This window comes from Agarivorans sp. B2Z047 (assembly GCF_023373605.1).
Classification (GTDB): Bacteria; Pseudomonadota; Gammaproteobacteria; order Enterobacterales; family Celerinatantimonadaceae; genus Agarivorans; species Agarivorans albus.
In genome coordinates, this window is the sequence record NZ_CP088080.1 from 4,951,966 (window position 1) to 4,969,196 (window position 17,231).

Genomic DNA, 17,231 nt, shown 5'->3' on the forward strand with positions numbered 1-17,231 from the left:
TTAAATATTGGTAAAATGACCTATAAAAGGCCCTAATAAGCAGTATGGGGCTTCCTCTCACAGTTTCAGCGATTACACTTATAAACCTTACCATACGCATCAAAATTATCGCATTTAATAAAGAAGTAAGAGCATATTTCGTTATTTTCCTAGATTTTACTAGCTGAAGAGCTAACTAATATTTTGTAAACTCTTCAACGCTATAAAGCATTTTTCCATAATAAAAACAGATTAAAATAAACTAGCAACAACACACCTGAAAAAATCAAAGCTTTTATTTCTATTAGTCTTTCGTGGAACAAGCGAAATAAAAAATTAGGCTTACTGAAAACCTCAAAATAAGCGGTATTAATACTATCAACCAAGTCCATAGATGCAATGTTTATAGATCTTTCAACTCCATCGAAATGAGGTCCCTTGAGAAAGTATTTGCTTTTAGGCTCAATATCAATAAGTCGCAATGCCACAAAGCAATCTATTTTAGCCAAGTTAGAACGACTAACCGAGTTCAACTGCTTGGCTAATAACTCAATAGAAGTTAATTTATTCGAATAGATTTGCTCTAAGTAAATAAAATCATCACCTACTCTTTCAGACTGTCGTTCAAACCAAGAAGATAAGTCAGAAACCTGATTTAACACATCACTTTTTAACTCATTCACTTGACTTATTTTGATCATTCTCAAATGCAAATAAAGCAAGAAAGACCAAGTGATAATCTGAAGAAATAACTGAAGGTTAGTCATATCAGCTAACCCTCTCTCTTTCCGCTGCGTCAACTCTATCGTCAATTAACTTTTCAATACTAGGAATTAAATCATGCTTATAAGTTAACCTGGGCAACAAATCGCTCTTAGTAAACCCTTCTTCACGGATTAGCCCACCAAATGCTTCATCAAGAAAAGAACGCCCATAACGATTGTACCCTGTCAAATCAACACTCACTTCATCATACTGTCGAAGTGCTGGTGCAAGGATTTTTTTTCTGAAAACCTCGCCAGAAGTTAAATCACAACCAGGCCCGTCAGTTACATAGCGACCATACGGCTTATTGTGAAAGTCCGTAACAACTTTAATAAATTTGGTGCTCATTTTATGCTAATGTTCCATTGAATTAATGTTCCAGGAATTTCTTTAGGCAGCTTGTGTAAAGTAGGTTCCACCTTGCTCTCATCAATATTGCCGCAATCAGAATCCTTCAGAGCTTCTTTAGACTTTAGTTTGTACAGACCTTTCTTACTGTAAAACCAGAGTACCCCATTTCGGCTACTACAAACCAACGCTTTAATGCTTTTGCTTCCTTGACCATGTTTGGCTATTTTTGTACCGCTAACATCCCCTTTCATCGATAGAGCTATCATTTGAGAGTCTTCAAGCTTTCCTTTGGCCATCAACTGAATACCAGGTATCTTACTATCGTCGCTGATGACATTCTTCTTTTTCAACTCGCTAATGATTTCCCTATACTCTTTTGGATATAGAGACTCAAAAGAGCCCCAAAACCATTGTTTTTCTAAAATTGTACTAGGAACACCCACGCCCAAGTCATAAATAGCTAAAAACAATTGTTCGTTAACAACCTCACATAACAACCACCATTTTTTTTCTGATGCTTTGTTATTTGGGTAGGCATGCCTTGCGACATTATTGATAGTTTCTGAAACAGCATCTCCGTACCTAAACTCAACATTTGGGTCCATATCTCCTTTGTAATAACACTTAGATATATAATCCAAAACATCTTCAGCAGTCTCATTAGATACACCACCAATTACGGGAATAGCTTTATCAGAATCGGGATTAAACTTCGAGAACCCCTTCACTAAAAGACTATACAACCCAGAACGTCGAATAAATGTGTTTACTCGAGGCTTCATAGACCATTTAACTTTGTTGGTTATACCATCTTTTCGTAAGTTTGAGTCTAACGCCGCATATATTAGAAGCATAGCAGCAGCAGTGATATGCTCGGTTTTAGAAAAATCTAATATCACATTCTCATATCCGCAATAGGTTTTGATAGATTTTTCAAATTTGATCGTATCAATGAACGCTGCCTTGTCTCTAGTCGTTGAATATATATCAATGACTTTAGGAGCCTTGATCCTCCTAAATCCTTTAGCCCTATATACATCGCTTTTATATCGATTGTAAGTCTTACCTTTTCTTTCAACTTTTCTCGCATGGCGTCGAGCATACAAATGACAATTATTTTGATGTCGATATTTTTCATCTAGTTTCAACTTAACTCCTTGATGAATATGCTAAAGCGCTCCAATCAATGCTAATCATATCATGTTTTGTATTTTACATCTGACTAAGGGTTTTATCTGTAACCCCCAAAACTCAGTACACTTATTTACAGAACTCCAAGTAAAGCCGAAGACCTAGAGCCCCTTACCACCTGCCATTCAAAATGGCGGGTGATGATTTCTAAACCTCGATAAAGCACACCTTTAAGCCGCTTCACAAATGCATCGCCATAGGCGTTGGTTTTACATTCGCCAGTTTCAGTATCCACGGTTTGTTGGTAATACACCCTAACTGGTCTATTGGTTAACTTGCACCACACGCCGCCCATTACCTTAGTAAACTCTTTCCAGTTGGCGGTATCTGCGGCTTTAAAGGCTTGTTGGATGGTTTTATCGAACTGGCATACTTTCTTTAGTCTGCGTAGTTCTCGCCAAACGGTGACCGATGCCCCGCCCACTTGTTGAAACTGCCTTATGCGCCAGCAAGCCGCCCAAGCGTTAACCCTAGCGGCGGCTTCTATTGGCTCTTCGCCATGTATGCCACTGTCTAAAGATTTACCGTTAATGTTCTTAGAGACATATTTAGCTAAGTAACCTGCTGCACTGCCTTTGTTTGGGTCTATTTCTACTGCTTTAAAACGGTGTAAGTCTGCGCCCTTTTCATCACCATCTTCTTCAAAGGCATAGTGGCGGTAGATGTCTAACATGCGCTGCTTTTGTTCGGGTGCGATAAATACCAGTAAATGCCAATGGGGTGTGCCGTCATGGTGGGGCTCGGCCACTCGTATACCATAGGGTTTGATGTTGTCTCTATCGAGTTGGGCGCGGATTTTGGCGTAGATATCACGTAGGTATTGTTGACCATCTTTAGGTAGCGAGCCATTCCATTTAGCATTGCGGTGACCGGTAGTGCCATAACTAGAATGGTATTTAGACGGGCAAGTTAACGTTAAGAACAAACCAACATGCTTGTGCTCTTCGGCTAACTCTTGAAAGCCCCTCGCCCTTACCATTAACTCTTGCCTGCGGATTTCGGGATTAGATACATTAAGGTCTGATAGCTCTTTTAAGCTATAACGTTGCCCTGCATCATTTATCACAAACGAGCTGGACATAAGCTTGTCTTGATAAGCCAGTTGCGCAGTTCGCCGATTAAGAGTGATGTTGCTGCAGTAGATTTGCTTTCTTTTATTCACTAGCCCTATGTGTTGCGCAGTGGCCTCGATATCTTGATTCAGTTTCTGGCGTAGCTTTCTAAGCCACCAAGCACTGCTTTTGGTTCGGTTGATAGCCCCTTTGTAAGAATCGCTTTTGGTGTCGGAAGTATCAACGTCACCCTTCAGTAAGATACGTGGAATCGGCGGTTTTATACCTTTGCCTAGAACATACTCTGCGATTACTGCATAGGCAGCTTTAGGTGAATCACTTAAGCGTGAAAGCCTTGTGCAGTTATCAGCCTTTTCAGCAGCCTTTTTTCTTAAGTCTTCTTCACACAAATCTAAGTTTAAGCTTATGGGTTTAGAACCAATGGCTTTAGCAACATTATCGCGGGTAGTGCGGATGCCAATATTGGCATCTCGCTTGGTCGGCGCAGCATGATACTGCGCCATAAGTGGCATTCGAAACTCTTTAGGGAAGCTGGCTAATATACGTAACACATACGCCTTATCATCTTGCTCAGGTACGGGCATTAAACACCTCCCAACCTTTGGTGCTTATGCGGTATTGCAGCCATTGAATGCCGCAATGGTAAACACTAGAGAAAGTGATTAAGCCTGAGTCCTGTAAGCGCTTAAAAGTGCGCTTATCAAACTGCTTAGATAAGCGCTTACAGGTCTTTTCTCTTACATGTTCACCTTCGGGCGTTACGTAAAAATTGATGCACGCGCCGTTAGCAAAATCACTCAACATTCTTAATGCTTCATTAGTAACTGAACTAGACATGAGTAACACCTCCTAGCTGACCTAAATGCTCTAGGCGTTGAAAGCTGCAAAGCCAAGCGTCTAAGTCTTCGCGTAAATAACGAACCGCGCGGCCAATTTTAATGAAAGGTGGTGCTGGGGTGTGGTTGTCACGATTACCGCTCATACGCGCTTGGCGTAAATAAGAGCGGCTCATGCCAATGTAGAAAGCAGTTTCTTGTTCGGTTAGTACGCGTTTATCTGTTTCACTAAGGTTAATCATGTTTGTTGCTCCTGATGCATTTAAATTCAGGAGCAGTGTTACTTAGTGAAAAGGTCGATTAAGCCCAGCGATAATTGCGATAAGTGCAGCGATAATTTTTAGTTAGAAATTATCCGTTTTTTTAGTTTACTTAGTGCTGTAGCCAATGAAGAGAACTTCATAGTTTGACGATTTAAGCCAGCCCGACTGACCCAAAGCAGCTCGGTAGCAGACACATCAAGAAGAATATTGTACTTATCGAACTGGCGCTCACCCTCATCTTTAGCGAACTCATTTTCCAAAGTACGCCAAACACCTTTATGAGAGGTATCACCACCAGCAATAAGTATGTTGTACAACACTTCATGTAAATCATTATTGAACGTTAAAGTGTTTGTTTGCTCAGGTTCAATTGCTTGGATTTGCTCAACAGGAGTTGGAGCTTCAACTTCTGGCGATCCAAACATTTGCGCTTCTAGCTTTTTAAGAGAAGCTAAACTAATGCCTAGCTCACTGCGTTGAAAGGCGAAACCTATTTCGCTAAGTATCAACTCAGGTGTTAACTCTGCGTTTTCTTTGTCCTTCTTAATGTGGGCTTCGTAGTCAAGAACATACTCGTCATTTGGGTCGAAATCTTTCCGCAATGAAGCAAGCCCCTTCATTGCCCCAAAAAACATCTCTTGGCCTTGTGCCATTAGTCTCTGATCTGAAGCCCTTTCAACAAAGTAAGGATAAACACGTAAGTGCGGGTACTCCGAAAATTCAGAAGGTCGCCCCCATTCAGAAACCAAGTTATTCGGATAACTAACCTGAAATGGATACACTTCAGAAACAAGCTCAACCTCAGCATTGGCAGTGGCTCGTCCGAAATATACTTGGGACTTTCCCGAATCAATAATGTTCGACGCCGACTTTGCAGATACGCCAATCCAACCGCGATAATTGTAAACGCCTATTCCTCGGAAACGCCCCTCAACCACAGCACCAATAATGCTTTTAGTAGCCTTTGTATAACACGCAAACTCAAGCTCACTTGGATTGGTATGTAAGGAAACATCAGACTCAGTTAACTTGGAAAAACGCCCCACTTCCGACAACAATACAAACTTTTCCAAAACAACTCCTTTATGTACAACCCAACTTTAGGAAATAAAAATGCTCATTCTGCCCCCTTGCTTTCGGTTTCTGCCTTTTCTGGCTCATGAATTGGCCGATATGAAAGTACTTCTCCCTTAGCTGAAATGTCATACGCCCCTGAATTTGTTAGCACATACTGAACGTCATTGTGAGAGTGCACTCTCAAACCTACCAATTCCTCACCATCACTAGTTATAAGTCTGCGACAACCTAAAGTGCGTTTTTCTATTTCTCTAGATTGACAAATTGGTTCACTTATCAATTTTTTCCCTTCTGATTGACCAGCTAACATTCCCAAGGACATGATCAACCAAATAATCGACATTCCGACAATCAAATAAATAATCAATCCAATAATTGCTACCCACCCCGTCACAAAGCCTATGATTGCAGCAACCAGCGCACTCCTAGTTGAACTAGAGATTGAAGACACAAAGCTTCGAACTTTAAAAGCTGGAAATGGGGATATACTAATCAACCGAACGAGTAACGGCACAACCGCAAAAGCAAAGCCGGCTATTAAAGCCGGCTCAAGTATGAACAAGTCAGCAGATATCATTCTAATCAGATTAAGTATTCCACCAGTCGAGCCTTCCACTGCGTAATAAAGCGACTCATCAGCACCTAAGGTCACAGGAGCGTTCTCAAAGCCAATCGTAGCTAAGTAGCTTTTTCTATAGCTTAATCCAAAGAAGTGACTATAAGCCGCAAGAAGGCCAAGTAGCCCAGTGCCTATGAGCCACGGCGAAAGAATTTTCTTTTTTGTTGCGACTTCTTCGACACTTTTATCTGAAACTGCAGCCTTAACCACAGCGTCACCTGCAGAAATATCCAAATCTTTACCCATAGGTAATCCTTACCATACAATTCAAACAACAGATATTTACTATAAACTCAATTAAATCTCTAGTGAATTGTAATTTATACTATTTTAGGTCTTATATGTTTTATTTGTGCTATTTATCATTATGTGATTTTTCAATAGAAGCCCAACCCCATTAATGATAGATTGGTCATTTTATACAGGCACATAAGGATGATTAATGCCTAGCTTCGATACAATTTGGAAAAGCTTCCCAGACAAAAGCCTCATCAAAGCAAGATGCCAAAACAAACAGGCTAATAGCTCTAAACCTTTCGGAAACTATTGTGCAATAATGTTGAGTGACGCACTGATTAAAGCAGGTGTTTCAACCGCAAATAGCAAAACAAAAACCTGTTGGTCTCATTCTGGTATGAAACATATTCTTCTCGCCGAAGAAATGGCTCACTGGCTAAAGAGATCTCAGTTTAGTTGGCTAGGAAAGTTAGAAAAAATCACTCCTGCTACATTCCAAGATGATTTAGATGGTCGAACGGGAATCATTTTCTTCAAAGATTATTGGCAGCGTGGCAATGAGTCTTTTGAAAGACGTAGTGGCGATCATATAGACCTATGGAACAAGGACGAAATAACCAGTTCTTCGATGTTTACAAGAAGCATACTTGAGTTCTTAGGCCGGGTAAGTGACTTTAATGAATCTCGTGAGATTTGGTTTTGGGAGGTTAAGTAAATCAATATGAAGACTGTACTTATCTATATAGCACTAGCGATTCTTAACTTTATCGCCAACTTTGCTATTTTCAACTACTCGTTTAACTCTCAAGCAACACCTTTCTTACTCGAAGAGCAAAGGGTTGATAGCGCAATGTTGTCATTACAAACAACAATACCTGCCTATATCGCATCTGCGATTATGACTGCCATAATTTTCTATTGGGTAGCTAAAAAAAGATAACACCTTTTAGGATAAGTGCCACGAAGTAAACAGTTTATTCAAACAAGGAGATATAACCTCACTTATCATCGCAAGATCTTTTAACACCTCTATAGTTTTAAATGAAAGATAACTACACAAGGATGCGTAAATGTCTGTAAAGCTATTTTTGGAGTCATTAGAGCAGGTGGCAGAAAGCCCATATGCTTTAGTTGGCTATGTAATAGTCGTTATAGTGTGGGCCATAAACTCATGGCGAAACTACAAACTTAAAACTATTGCTGAACACCTAGAGAAGCTTCCTGAAGAGGATCGGTTAGATGCCCTAAAATCAACTTACCCTTCACTAAAAGAAGGGCTTGATGCCGAAACTTTCCTGAAGCTGACAAGCAAGCAAAATAATCTTGTAATCATTCTCGTCACACTAGCTACCGTAGTTTTAATTGTATGTTTAGCCGTATACAAATCAGTAGAAGAGAAAAGACTAACGTCGACTATCGACACTCTTAGCGTTGCTCTCCAAGTCACTCGGCTAGGGGCTGATTCAGCCAAACAAAATAGCTTCAAGAAGGCTGCGGGAAGTTTAGAGTCTGTCTTAAAGATTCACCCTACTGCATCAGGGTATATAAACTTAGGTTACGTGTATGAGGAAATCTCAGATACAGACTCTGCTATTCATGCATACTCAAATGCTCTCAAACTTGAGCCAAACAATCTGTCGACTTTAAATGCACTGGGTTACCTATACAAAGATGCCGGTGAGTTTGAAAAAGCCATAACGAACCTCAACAAGGCTATTGAAGAGTCCAGCAAGGGTTCTGAAGTTTGGTTCATGGCAATGATAAATAGAGGGAATGTCGAATATGAAATTGGCAGAGAAACAAATGACGTTGATAAGAGAAAAAAACATGCAAATATAGCTCTAGAACGCTTCTACCTTCCCGCTATGGCCTATAAGGGCTCCATAAAAGACCAAGACTTTATAGCTAAAACGCTAGCTAACATTGGAAACAACTACAAAGATACCGAAAGCTTTGCCGAAGCTGAAGATTACCTCGTTCAGGCTTTAAGTATTAAAAGAAAGTTAGCAGCAAATCCTTCTTTGGCTCAAACGCTTGTCAATATGGCTGACTTATACCTTAAACAAGGGGAATACTTAAAAGCCAAACCGCTAATTCTAGAGGCAATACAGACTTTTTCGATTACAGGCTATGAGTTAGGTATAGGTGTCGGATATTTCAACTTAGGCGATATTCACTGGGCAATTGGAGAGGTGGATGAAGCAAAAAAATATTACCAACGGTCTATCGACTCATTTTCAATATCTAGTCTCGGCGGAGAATACAAGAATGCCCCACGTAGAAGATTAGAAAGAATGCAAACAAACAACCCCCCGCTATTTGTGCTAGATGAACAGAAATCTAATACTAGTCACTAAAAACTGTGTCGCTCTAGTGTTTTGAATACTTCAGTTTCATCAATTCACCTTCACATCACGCTTCAATCTATCCACCATGTTCAAGTAGCTTAACCACTTATCTAAAGCTTCAATTTTCTCAGGGAAATACTGGCTTCGGTTATAGATACCACTCACGCCCGAAATAGTGTGGCCTAATAGGTGGTCGGCAATATGTGGATGCACACCTAAATCATTCAATTTAGTTGCCATAGTTCGGCGTAAGTCGTGCAAAGTCCATGGCTCTTTATGCCCTAGTTGCTTCCATTGCTTACGACCAAACTGACTTACTGGTTCTGAGCGCTTTAATCCACCTAGCACATAACCTGTTCGCTGCGTAGAGAATTTAAGTTCTAGTAACCAAGGCAGCAATGCTTGAGGGATAGGCCGCATTATCTTCTCAGCGGTTTTGCTGTTGGCTTTGGGTACTGTCCACACCAAGTTGTCAAAGTCCCATTCATCCCATGTAGACATTCTTACTTCTTGAGTACGCGCACCAAAAATAACTAAAAGCAAAATCAGGTTACGGTAGTAGTCGGGAAACTTATCTGATTTGGTATGTTCGATAAGGCTAAACAGCTCATCTTCTGTAAGCACCCTGTCCTTTTTGGCTTGCTTCTTACCCACATCAGAAATGATTAAATCATCGAGAGCATGACTTTCAACAAACCCGCGCTTGCGGCAAAACACCAAAGATTGTTTACAACCTTGGAAAACCAACCCCGCAGCAACAGGCGCAGGCTTGCGCTTACCCTGTCCCTTTCTGATCCGGTCAAAGCAAGAACACCACATCGCAGTCGATACCATTTCAACAGGTAGCGAACCAATATAAGGGTAAATATGGCGTTTGAATTGGGCGCGATGTTTCTCATAATTTTTGCGGTGCTCTTCGGCGTATTCCACCAGCCAGTATTCGAGGGCATCTTCCACGGTGATCGGCTTTTCGCGTTTCTCTTTGGCAAGCTGGATTTCAATGGCGGGATCGGCATTATTATTTAGCCACTCTCGACAATCATCACGCTTCTCTCGCGCTTGCTTAATTGAGGTGTCTGGATAAGTACCTAAAGTCACCCATTTGGGATTAGATTTTCGCCCACCTAAACGGTAACGATACACCCAAGAAATTTTTCCATTGGCTGAAATTCTGGCCGACAAGCCAGCCCCATCGGCCACCACTTTTTGGCCGTCATAAGGCTTACCGTTGACCGACTTTAGAAACTTATCTGAGAGCTTATTTATGGCTGACATATCAATATTTGCTACACACGCTGCTACACACATTTCATTGCTTGACGATAATCCGCAATGAACACCCATGAATCAAAATGTAGCAAATCGATTTAAAATCAGCAAGTTACAATCACACCTATGAATTTCAGTGAACAGCAGAAAACACTACTTTTATAATACCTTATGAACTAAACACCCGTTCATAAGGTATTGATTAAAAAGCCAAGGTGAGTAATTTCACTTTGGCTTTTTTGTTTTTGTCACACACCGAACTAGCTAAACTCGGTACCAAACTTACGGCTGCAGGTCGCTTTAAATTCTTCAACCTGAGGCTGAGGGATGTCTATAGCAAACTCGACATCGTGAATCATACCTTGGGCAAATAAGGTCGCATTGCCACTCTGCAACAGCTTATCGCTAGAAGGTACATCTAAGGCAACGCCCTGATTGTTGCGTATTGCACTACCGATTCCTTCAAGAGCCTTACCTCCTGCTAGCTTAACCTTAGTGCTAAGCTCTATCCGAGGTTCGTGGTAGGCGCGATTTCCATACATATTTGCTTGATAGTGCCCCTCGGGATAACAAACAAAGATCAACATATTGCGCTCATGAGAAACGATGGTAGCAATATGAGTAATCTCTTCACCAAATGCATCCTTATGCACCAATACATCTGCACTTGCCGTCGCAGAAGCCATGATCAAGGAAGTAGCTATAAGTAGTTTTTTCATAATTAACACCACCAAATTAGACGCACCAAATTTAACATCAGACAAAGTATCATTAGCGATATTTAATATCGCTATATTCACGATAGCCAGCCCCTAATACTTGAAGGAGATCGTATTTCAGGCTGCGACAGGCTAAAGTAAACCTTGGATTCGCTAAGCGACGTCGAATGTTTGTATTAGCCAGACCGGCTGCATTGGTGAGTTTGCCCAATCAGCCATCTCGCTGATTCTGGCACAAAAAAGCCCAATCTCACTTATCAAGAGAGATTGGGCTAAACGTTCGGAAAGGACTGCCAATACATCAGACAAAATGTATTGGCACTTTGTGTTTAGCCGAGCATCTTACGTGCGGCTTCAACAACAATGTTTACTGCTTGGTGTTCGGTGTTTTTCATCAAGCTTTCGTCTGGGATCTCTTGCTGGGTTCTATTCACAATTACACCTGCTACACAGCCTGCTTTTAAGCCTTGCGAGGCACACATAGTAAATAAAGTGGCGCTTTCCATTTCAAAGTTAAGTACGCCCATGGCTTGCCATTCTTCCATTGAACCTTGGAAGGCTTTAACTACGCGGCCAGACACCGTGTCGTAACGCTCTTGGCCTGGGTAAAAGGTATCGCTAGAAGCGGTTACACCCAGATGGCAGGTAGCCTTGGCGTCTAATGCCGCACTGTTTAAAGATTGCATACAAGAAAAATCGGCTACCGCAGGAAACTGCATGGGAGCAAAGTGGCTGCTGGCGCCATCTAAGCGAACCGAAGCTGTAGTCACAATTACATCACCCACATTAATATATGGCTGGATAGCGCCGGTAGTACCTACCCGCAAGAAGGTGCGAATACCTAGTTGCGCCAGCTCTTCAACGGCAATTGAAGTGGACGGCCCGCCAATGCCGGTTGAACATACTACAACGGGTGCACCGTCCAATTTACCTAGGTAAGAGGTAAATTCACGCTGCGAGGCTAAAAACTCAGGTTCTTCTAATAACGAGGCAATCCGTTCTACGCGCTGCGGGTCGCCAGGAATAATGGCTAAAGTTGCGCCTTTTAGCATCTCTGGGTTTAAGCCAAGATGAAATACACTCGCTTGCTGGTTCATGTTTACCTACTTAATGTCGTCCAATGATTGATGAGCAGAGCATAGGACGAGAACTGAGCAATAAGTGTGAAACATCTCGCATTTGAAGCGAACTTAGCAGCAAATAGCCCAATAGTTACTGCTTGTGTTGATCAAAAAGCCTGCTCAAAAAAACATTAAATTTATCAATAATCGAACTTTTCTTGGCCGCTGTGTTCTACAATAGCCTGAAATAGTTTTTGTGCTTACTTGAGGTAACAACCATGAATAAACAGCTACTTATTGGCTTAACTTTAACCCTAGGTTTAGCCGGCTGTGCCAGTAAACAATCGGAGCCAAGCATGGATTTAGCAGATAGCCGTTGGTATATGACGGGGGATTTCTACAACATTGCAGATATTAAGCTGCCAGCATTTACCTTAGAAGAAAATGAAAACGGCTTTAAAATTTCTGGCACCACAGGCTGCAATAACTTTTTTGGCCAGGCGGAGTGGGATGGAAAGCAACTCAACGTTACTCAACCAATAGGCATGACCCGCATGTTGTGTGACGACATGGCGAACAAAATTGAGATGGAATTTGTTCAAGCGCTAGAAAAGCCTTTAGTGAGTGATGGCGAGAACTTACGCTTAAACAACGGTGCAATGTTTAAGCGCGTACCAAAAAGCTAAGTCTTTAGTTTTATACGGTAGCGCTAAACCAGCGCTGCCGTGCATCTTTAATCCCCGCAATAGCCATCAATGCTGCAATCACAGCACTACTACTCAAGACCCACCAGCTAGTAACAAGTTGATGTTCTTGCCACTCTACTGGATTTACTTGCCACTGCCATTGAGCAATTGCCCAATCTAATCCCCAACCAAATGCCATAGCACTAGCAACCACCCCAACCAAATAAGCGACTAATGCCCGCATGCCCATTTCTTGGCGAACCAACATTAGTGTTGCGATGTTAGTGGCTGGGCCAGCCAACATAAATACCAAGGCAGCTCCTGGAGAAATACCCGCAATAATTAAGCCCGCGGCAATTGGGGTCGAAGCAGTGGCACAAATGTACATGGGGATCCCCACCAACACCATTACCACCATGGTGATCCATCCTTGCCCCCATCGAGTCATAAAGCTTTCGGGCAAGTAAGTTTGAATGAGAGCCGCAAAGACTAAGCCCAACACTAGCCACAAGTAACTATCTTCCACTAATTCTACAAAGCTTTGCAGCCATTGTTTTGTATTAACTTTTGCCCGACTCTGCGGCGGCGAAGGCTTGGCCTCACTGGCACAGCTACTTTTGCCACTACAACAGCTTTTAACTTCGTTAGCGCTGGCTGACTCGTCCTCGCCTTTGCCAACCAATAAGCCGGCTACAATAGCACTTACTATTGCAGCTATTGGCCTCACAACCGCCATTACCGGCCCTAACAGTGCATAAGACACGGCTACTGAATCCACTCCAGTTTCTGGGGTGGCAATTAAAAATGAGGTAGTGGCACTTTTAGATGCGCCAGCACGGCGCAATCCCATGGCCGCGGGAATTACCCCACAAGAGCACAAAGGCAGCGGCGCACCAATAAATGCGGCTTTAACTGTGGTACTCGCTTTGCTGTTACCCAAGTGCTTGGCTAACCAACGGCTAGGTAAGCCTAACTTAAGGCTAGCTGCAATAACAAAGCCCAAAAACAACCATGGGGCTGCGCTTAAGAAAAGGTTTATAAAGTTATTCAATAGCATCATCTAAGGCCTTTAGTATTGAACAGGAACGTGCACTCTCTTCTCCGCCACAGCAGGCATCGTGAAGAGTTTTAAGGGTTGTTTCAAAGGCTTTTAGCTCTGCTAGTTGCTGCTGCACCTTAGCCAGTTTTTGCCCTACAACATTGCTTACATCGTTACAGCTGGCGGTTTCTGCATGCTCTCGCAGAGTAAGTAGCTCCAATATATCTTTAATTGATAAACCGGCTTGTTTAGCGCGCTGAATAAACCTCAAACGCGCTAAATCTTGCTTGCTGTACATGCGGTATAGGTTCTCGCCACGGGCAGTCGGCACCAACAAACCTTTGCGTTCGTAAAAATGCAAGGTTTCCACCGTTAAACCACTTAGCTTTGCTAGCTCACCAATCTTGTACATAGCCATCCTCCGTTTCTTTTATGATAAACCCTGTAGCTAGGTATAGGGTCAAGAGTTTTATGAAAGAAACAAAAAAGCCTGATAAAAATCAGGCTTTTGGGGATAGTGATTTTGACCTTGCGCTACTCGTAGCGATTACGCTCTTCGGGCAAGTCTGAAGAATACTCAACAAACTCCACTTCAAAGTTATTCGGATCGCGAAAATACACATTACGGCGATGGCGACTTTGGGTTCCTTCATGGTGAATCTGAAAGCCTGCATTTAACATACGAGTGATTAAGCCGTCTAAATCAGCCGTAATGTAAGCAAAATGCGCCATACCTACTTGATTTCCTTCGAGCGGCCGATTCTCCCCATACCCTTGATCGTTAAACGTGAGGTATTGGTCATCATCGCCAAAATGTAACCAATGCCGCTCTACCCCATACCAAGTTTGCTTACCTTCTCCTCTCACTTGCCAATGAGGAAAAGCAGCCTGATAAAAAGCTAAGGTTTGCTGCATGTCATTTACCACTAAGTTCAGATGTTCTAATTGCATCATGTTCTCCTTTGCGCTTTTAGCGCTAATTAAAGCTATTTATTGTTTCTGTACTTATCAGCCTAAAACCTCAACTTAAGTTGAGGTAAAGAGATTTTTTGCCTAATCTTTAAAATTTGTAGGAGGTAGCTATGCAAGATCGACCTAAACAGGCCTTGTCTGTTGGTTTTGTGGCTAGACGCTGTGGCATTAAGGTGTCTACGCTGCACTTTTACGAAACTAAAGGTTTAATTAATAGTTGGCGTAATCACGGTAATCAGCGGCGCTATCATCCCGATGTACTGCGGCGAGTATCGGTCATTAAGGCTGCTCAAAAAATGGGGATAAGTTTGGCAGAGATAAAAGCAGCTTTTGCCAAACTACCCAATCAACGTACCCCTAATAAAACCGACTGGGAAGCGCTCTCGCAGCAATGGCGCGAGATACTAAATCAACGTATCAAACAGTTGGAGAATTTACGCGACTCCCTCACTGGCTGCATCGGATGTGGTTGTTTATCCATGAAAAGCTGCCCGCTTTATAACCCCGATGACCAGCTCGCCAGCGAAGGACAAGGACCAGTTATTTTAAACCGCAATAACCAGTCCTCATAAAAAAGTCATCTTTTTCCCGCATACTTGAGAACTATTTACTGCCTTAAAGCGTTCTATTGTTGATAACAAAGGAGTGTCTATGTTTAGTTTTCTAAAACCTAACCCACTTAAGCGCAAGCGCCAAAAGTACGATGCATTGTTGGAGTCTGCAATGCTGGCTCAGCGGCGTGGCGACATTATGACTTACTCGATGTTAAGTGCCGATGCTGACGAACTATGGAAAGAAATAGAGCAACTTGAATCACAGCAAAAATAATTAACAAAAACCACAGCAACAGCTTCGCAAGCTGCTGATATAAAAGTTATTTTCTTCTATACAGTTGAGTCATTTCGCTAAGCCGTCCATACTGGTTAAAAATCAAGCAAACATAAACAACTAGTCAAATGGCCGACAGAAACACCGTTCCACCTCAGTTTAAGACAAAGTACATTAAGCTCGGAACCGTTGTGGCAATGGTGTCTATATTCAGCTTGGCAATTTTGGCGATTGTCTTTACCGCGCTTGAAAACATTGAACAAGAAGTAGAACAAAAGGTTAAAGAGTCACTGCAAACGGTACTGCGAGCAACTCAAGAAGCCCATCATATCTGGATTCAACACCGGCTTTTGGAATTGAGCAATGCCGCTCAGTCAGAGTCGGTAGTGCGTTCTGCTAGCATAATTAGTCAGCCAGACAGCCCCTCAATCATGCGTGCCAACGCAGAAGCCAGCATTAAGCGAAGCTTTGCTCTGATGATGGAGACATATCAAGATAAAGCTTATTGGTTGAGTGACTTAAATGGGCAAGTGCTCTATTCCAATAGGTCTAGAGACATCCACCAAACTCACCCCTTGTTTGAATTTAAAACCGACAAAATGGAGCAAGTACTCACCGGCGAAGCCTTGTTTATTACCGGCTTGCCACAACAAACTAAGCACAGTAACAACATGTACTTTAGTGCCCCGGTATTTAATGCAGATAAGCAGTTACAAGCGGTACTTATTGTGAGTGTTAACCAAAGTGACCATTTCAGTCGAATTACTCAATTGGGTCGAATTTGGGATTCAGGTGAAACTTACGCTTTTGATCGCAATGGCCTAATGCTTTCGGCTAGTCGCTTTAATGAACAGCTGCATCGCTTAGGCTTGCTTGAGCCAGGACAAGATGCCATCAACAATTTGCATATCAGTGACCCCAGCTCAACCAACAACGAGAACAGTAAAACCCTCACTTTAATGGCCCAAAGCGCCACCCAAGGAATTACCAGTTACGACCTCAAGGGCTATCCCGACTATCGGGGGATACAAGTAGTGGGAGCTTGGACATGGCAACCCACTTATGATTTTGGTTTAACCACCGAGATAGACAAAGCCGAAGCTTTTCAAATCTACTATCGAACCCGCAACATCGTGCTGCTGGGTATCATCAGTTCTTTGTTAGTAGCGGTGAGCTTATTTTTATTACTCTACTTTAGCCAACGCAACGCCAAACAAGACTTGCGCCAAGCAAGAATGGTATTGGAAGATCGAGTAAAAGAGCGCACGGCGGATTTAGAAGCCTCGCAACAGGAACTACGCACCACCTATCGCGAGCTAGAAAAACTGGCAGTTACCGACAGCCTTACCGGCATTCCTAACCGACGTTGTGCTGATGAGTTTCTTGAACAAGAATGGCGACGCGCCCAGCGTGGTGGCTACCCCATTACTATTATGCTTATCGACATTGACCACTTTAAACAATACAACGACCATTATGGCCACCCAGCTGGCGATGTATGTTTAGAGAAAGTGGCTCAAACCTTAATTGCTACGGGAATTTGTAAACGACCAGGCGATCTTATCGCTCGCTACGGCGGCGAGGAGTTTATTGCGATTTTGAGCAATAGTGATTTCGACTATGCTGAATTCTCGGCCAAGCGACTAGTAAAAGCCATTAACAAGGCCGAAATTCCACACCAGTTTAGTTTGGTAGAAAAGCAAAATCACATCACTATTAGTGTGGGCGTATCCATTGCCGAAAGTGCCGATATAGGTTTAACAGAGATTATAGATTTGGCCGATAAAGCACTCTACTTAAGCAAGCAAAACGGCCGCAATACCTTTCGTTTTCAGCTGCCACCAGCTGATTCATCCACATTACACATCGATTCAAGCTCAAAGGTAGATTGATATGGCTCTAGTTGGTAAGGGTAAGA

Annotated in this window: 21 protein-coding genes; 7 read left to right on the forward strand and 14 right to left on the reverse strand. The window is 42.4% G+C overall.

The annotated features are described in order from the left end of the window. Positions 1-200 precede the first annotated feature (200 nt). From LQZ07_RS22800 to LQZ07_RS22835, 8 genes are all read right to left on the reverse strand, one after another. Positions 201-746 carry a hypothetical protein gene (locus tag LQZ07_RS22800; RefSeq protein WP_152785717.1) on the reverse strand — a complete coding sequence of 182 codons (546 nt, stop codon included), beginning with the start codon at positions 744-746 and terminating at the stop codon, positions 201-203. 1 nt (position 747) lies between these two features. Further along, complete coding sequence (locus LQZ07_RS22805) at positions 748-1,092, reverse strand: STAS-like domain-containing protein (RefSeq protein WP_152785719.1); 345 nt, start codon at positions 1,090-1,092, stop codon at positions 748-750. Next, entirely contained in the window at positions 1,089-2,243 is a 1,155-nt protein-coding gene (locus tag LQZ07_RS22810) for a hypothetical protein (RefSeq protein WP_152785721.1), read from the reverse strand. Before LQZ07_RS22810 ends, LQZ07_RS22805 begins: the two co-directional genes overlap by 4 nt. A 116-nt stretch (positions 2,244-2,359) precedes the next feature. Next, positions 2,360-3,943: a replication endonuclease gene (locus LQZ07_RS22815; protein ID WP_152785723.1), complete on the reverse strand. Its 1,584-nt coding sequence runs from the start codon at positions 3,941-3,943 to the stop codon at positions 2,360-2,362. Further along, positions 3,930-4,196 carry a hypothetical protein gene (locus tag LQZ07_RS22820; protein ID WP_152785725.1) on the reverse strand — a complete coding sequence of 89 codons (267 nt, stop codon included), beginning with the start codon at positions 4,194-4,196 and terminating at the stop codon, positions 3,930-3,932. Before LQZ07_RS22820 ends, LQZ07_RS22815 begins: the two co-directional genes overlap by 14 nt. Next, positions 4,189-4,437, reverse strand: coding sequence for an AlpA family transcriptional regulator (locus LQZ07_RS22825; RefSeq protein WP_152785727.1), 249 nt, complete (start codon positions 4,435-4,437; stop codon positions 4,189-4,191). Before LQZ07_RS22825 ends, LQZ07_RS22820 begins: the two co-directional genes overlap by 8 nt. 98 nt (positions 4,438-4,535) lie before the next feature. After that, on the reverse strand, positions 4,536-5,531 hold the full coding sequence (locus tag LQZ07_RS22830; protein ID WP_152785729.1) for a hypothetical protein: 996 nt from the start codon (positions 5,529-5,531) through the stop codon (positions 4,536-4,538). A 44-nt stretch (positions 5,532-5,575) separates the two neighbouring features. Then, positions 5,576-6,400: a hypothetical protein gene (locus tag LQZ07_RS22835; protein WP_152785731.1), complete on the reverse strand. Its 825-nt coding sequence runs from the start codon at positions 6,398-6,400 to the stop codon at positions 5,576-5,578. A 196-nt stretch (positions 6,401-6,596) separates the two neighbouring features. Between LQZ07_RS22835 and LQZ07_RS22840 the strand changes: the two genes are divergently transcribed. The 3 genes from LQZ07_RS22840 (at position 6,597) to LQZ07_RS22850 (ending at position 8,748) form a co-directional block, all read left to right on the forward strand. After that, positions 6,597-7,106, forward strand: a complete 510-nt coding sequence (locus tag LQZ07_RS22840) for a type VI secretion system amidase effector protein Tae4 (protein ID WP_152785733.1) — start codon at positions 6,597-6,599, stop codon at positions 7,104-7,106. Positions 7,107-7,112: 6 nt separating this feature from the next. Continuing rightward, on the forward strand, positions 7,113-7,331 hold the full coding sequence (locus LQZ07_RS22845; RefSeq protein ID WP_152785735.1) for a hypothetical protein: 219 nt from the start codon (positions 7,113-7,115) through the stop codon (positions 7,329-7,331). A 130-nt stretch (positions 7,332-7,461) separates the two neighbouring features. Continuing rightward, entirely contained in the window at positions 7,462-8,748 is a 1,287-nt protein-coding gene (locus LQZ07_RS22850; protein ID WP_152785737.1) for a lipopolysaccharide assembly protein LapB, read from the forward strand. Between the two features lie 39 nt (positions 8,749-8,787). Here LQZ07_RS22850 and LQZ07_RS22855 read toward each other — a convergent pair whose 3' ends face one another. The 3 genes from LQZ07_RS22855 to udp all read right to left on the reverse strand — a co-directional run bounded on the left by LQZ07_RS22855 (position 8,788) and on the right by udp (position 11,824). Then, a complete protein-coding gene (locus tag LQZ07_RS22855; protein WP_152785739.1) occupies positions 8,788-10,014 on the reverse strand; it encodes a site-specific integrase in 1,227 nt (408 codons plus the stop codon). Positions 10,015-10,268: 254 nt separating this feature from the next. Continuing rightward, on the reverse strand, positions 10,269-10,808 hold the full coding sequence (locus LQZ07_RS22860; RefSeq protein ID WP_152785740.1) for a hypothetical protein: 540 nt from the start codon (positions 10,806-10,808) through the stop codon (positions 10,269-10,271). A gap of 248 nt (positions 10,809-11,056) precedes the next feature. Continuing rightward, positions 11,057-11,824 carry a uridine phosphorylase gene (gene udp, locus LQZ07_RS22865; protein ID WP_152785742.1) on the reverse strand — a complete coding sequence of 256 codons (768 nt, stop codon included), beginning with the start codon at positions 11,822-11,824 and terminating at the stop codon, positions 11,057-11,059. A 242-nt stretch (positions 11,825-12,066) separates the two neighbouring features. Here udp and LQZ07_RS22870 point away from each other — a divergent pair, with 242 nt between their 5' ends. Beyond that, positions 12,067-12,474 (forward strand): META domain-containing protein, encoded by a 408-nt coding sequence (locus tag LQZ07_RS22870; protein ID WP_016402076.1) that lies wholly within the window; start codon positions 12,067-12,069, stop codon positions 12,472-12,474. Positions 12,475-12,484: 10 nt separating this feature from the next. Here the strand turns inward: LQZ07_RS22870 and LQZ07_RS22875 are convergent, their stop codons facing one another. From LQZ07_RS22875 to LQZ07_RS22885, 3 genes are all read right to left on the reverse strand, one after another. Beyond that, a complete protein-coding gene (locus tag LQZ07_RS22875) occupies positions 12,485-13,534 on the reverse strand; it encodes an SO_0444 family Cu/Zn efflux transporter (protein WP_152785745.1) in 1,050 nt (349 codons plus the stop codon). Beyond that, complete coding sequence (gene zntR, locus LQZ07_RS22880; protein ID WP_152785747.1) at positions 13,518-13,925, reverse strand: Zn(2+)-responsive transcriptional regulator; 408 nt, start codon at positions 13,923-13,925, stop codon at positions 13,518-13,520. The genes LQZ07_RS22875 and zntR overlap by 17 nt, the downstream gene beginning before the upstream one ends. Before the next feature lie 122 nt (positions 13,926-14,047). Next, positions 14,048-14,467 carry a VOC family protein gene (locus tag LQZ07_RS22885; RefSeq protein ID WP_194164221.1) on the reverse strand — a complete coding sequence of 140 codons (420 nt, stop codon included), beginning with the start codon at positions 14,465-14,467 and terminating at the stop codon, positions 14,048-14,050. 128 nt (positions 14,468-14,595) lie between these two features. Between LQZ07_RS22885 and soxR the strand changes: the two genes are divergently transcribed. The 3 genes from soxR (at position 14,596) to LQZ07_RS22900 (ending at position 17,205) form a co-directional block, all read left to right on the forward strand. Continuing rightward, positions 14,596-15,057: a redox-sensitive transcriptional activator SoxR gene (gene soxR, locus LQZ07_RS22890; RefSeq protein WP_152785749.1), complete on the forward strand. Its 462-nt coding sequence runs from the start codon at positions 14,596-14,598 to the stop codon at positions 15,055-15,057. Positions 15,058-15,136: 79 nt separating this feature from the next. Beyond that, complete coding sequence (locus LQZ07_RS22895; RefSeq protein WP_016402081.1) at positions 15,137-15,313, forward strand: DUF6435 family protein; 177 nt, start codon at positions 15,137-15,139, stop codon at positions 15,311-15,313. A gap of 128 nt (positions 15,314-15,441) precedes the next feature. Next, a complete protein-coding gene (locus LQZ07_RS22900; RefSeq protein WP_152785751.1) occupies positions 15,442-17,205 on the forward strand; it encodes a diguanylate cyclase in 1,764 nt (587 codons plus the stop codon). Positions 17,206-17,231: the final 26 nt, after the last annotated feature.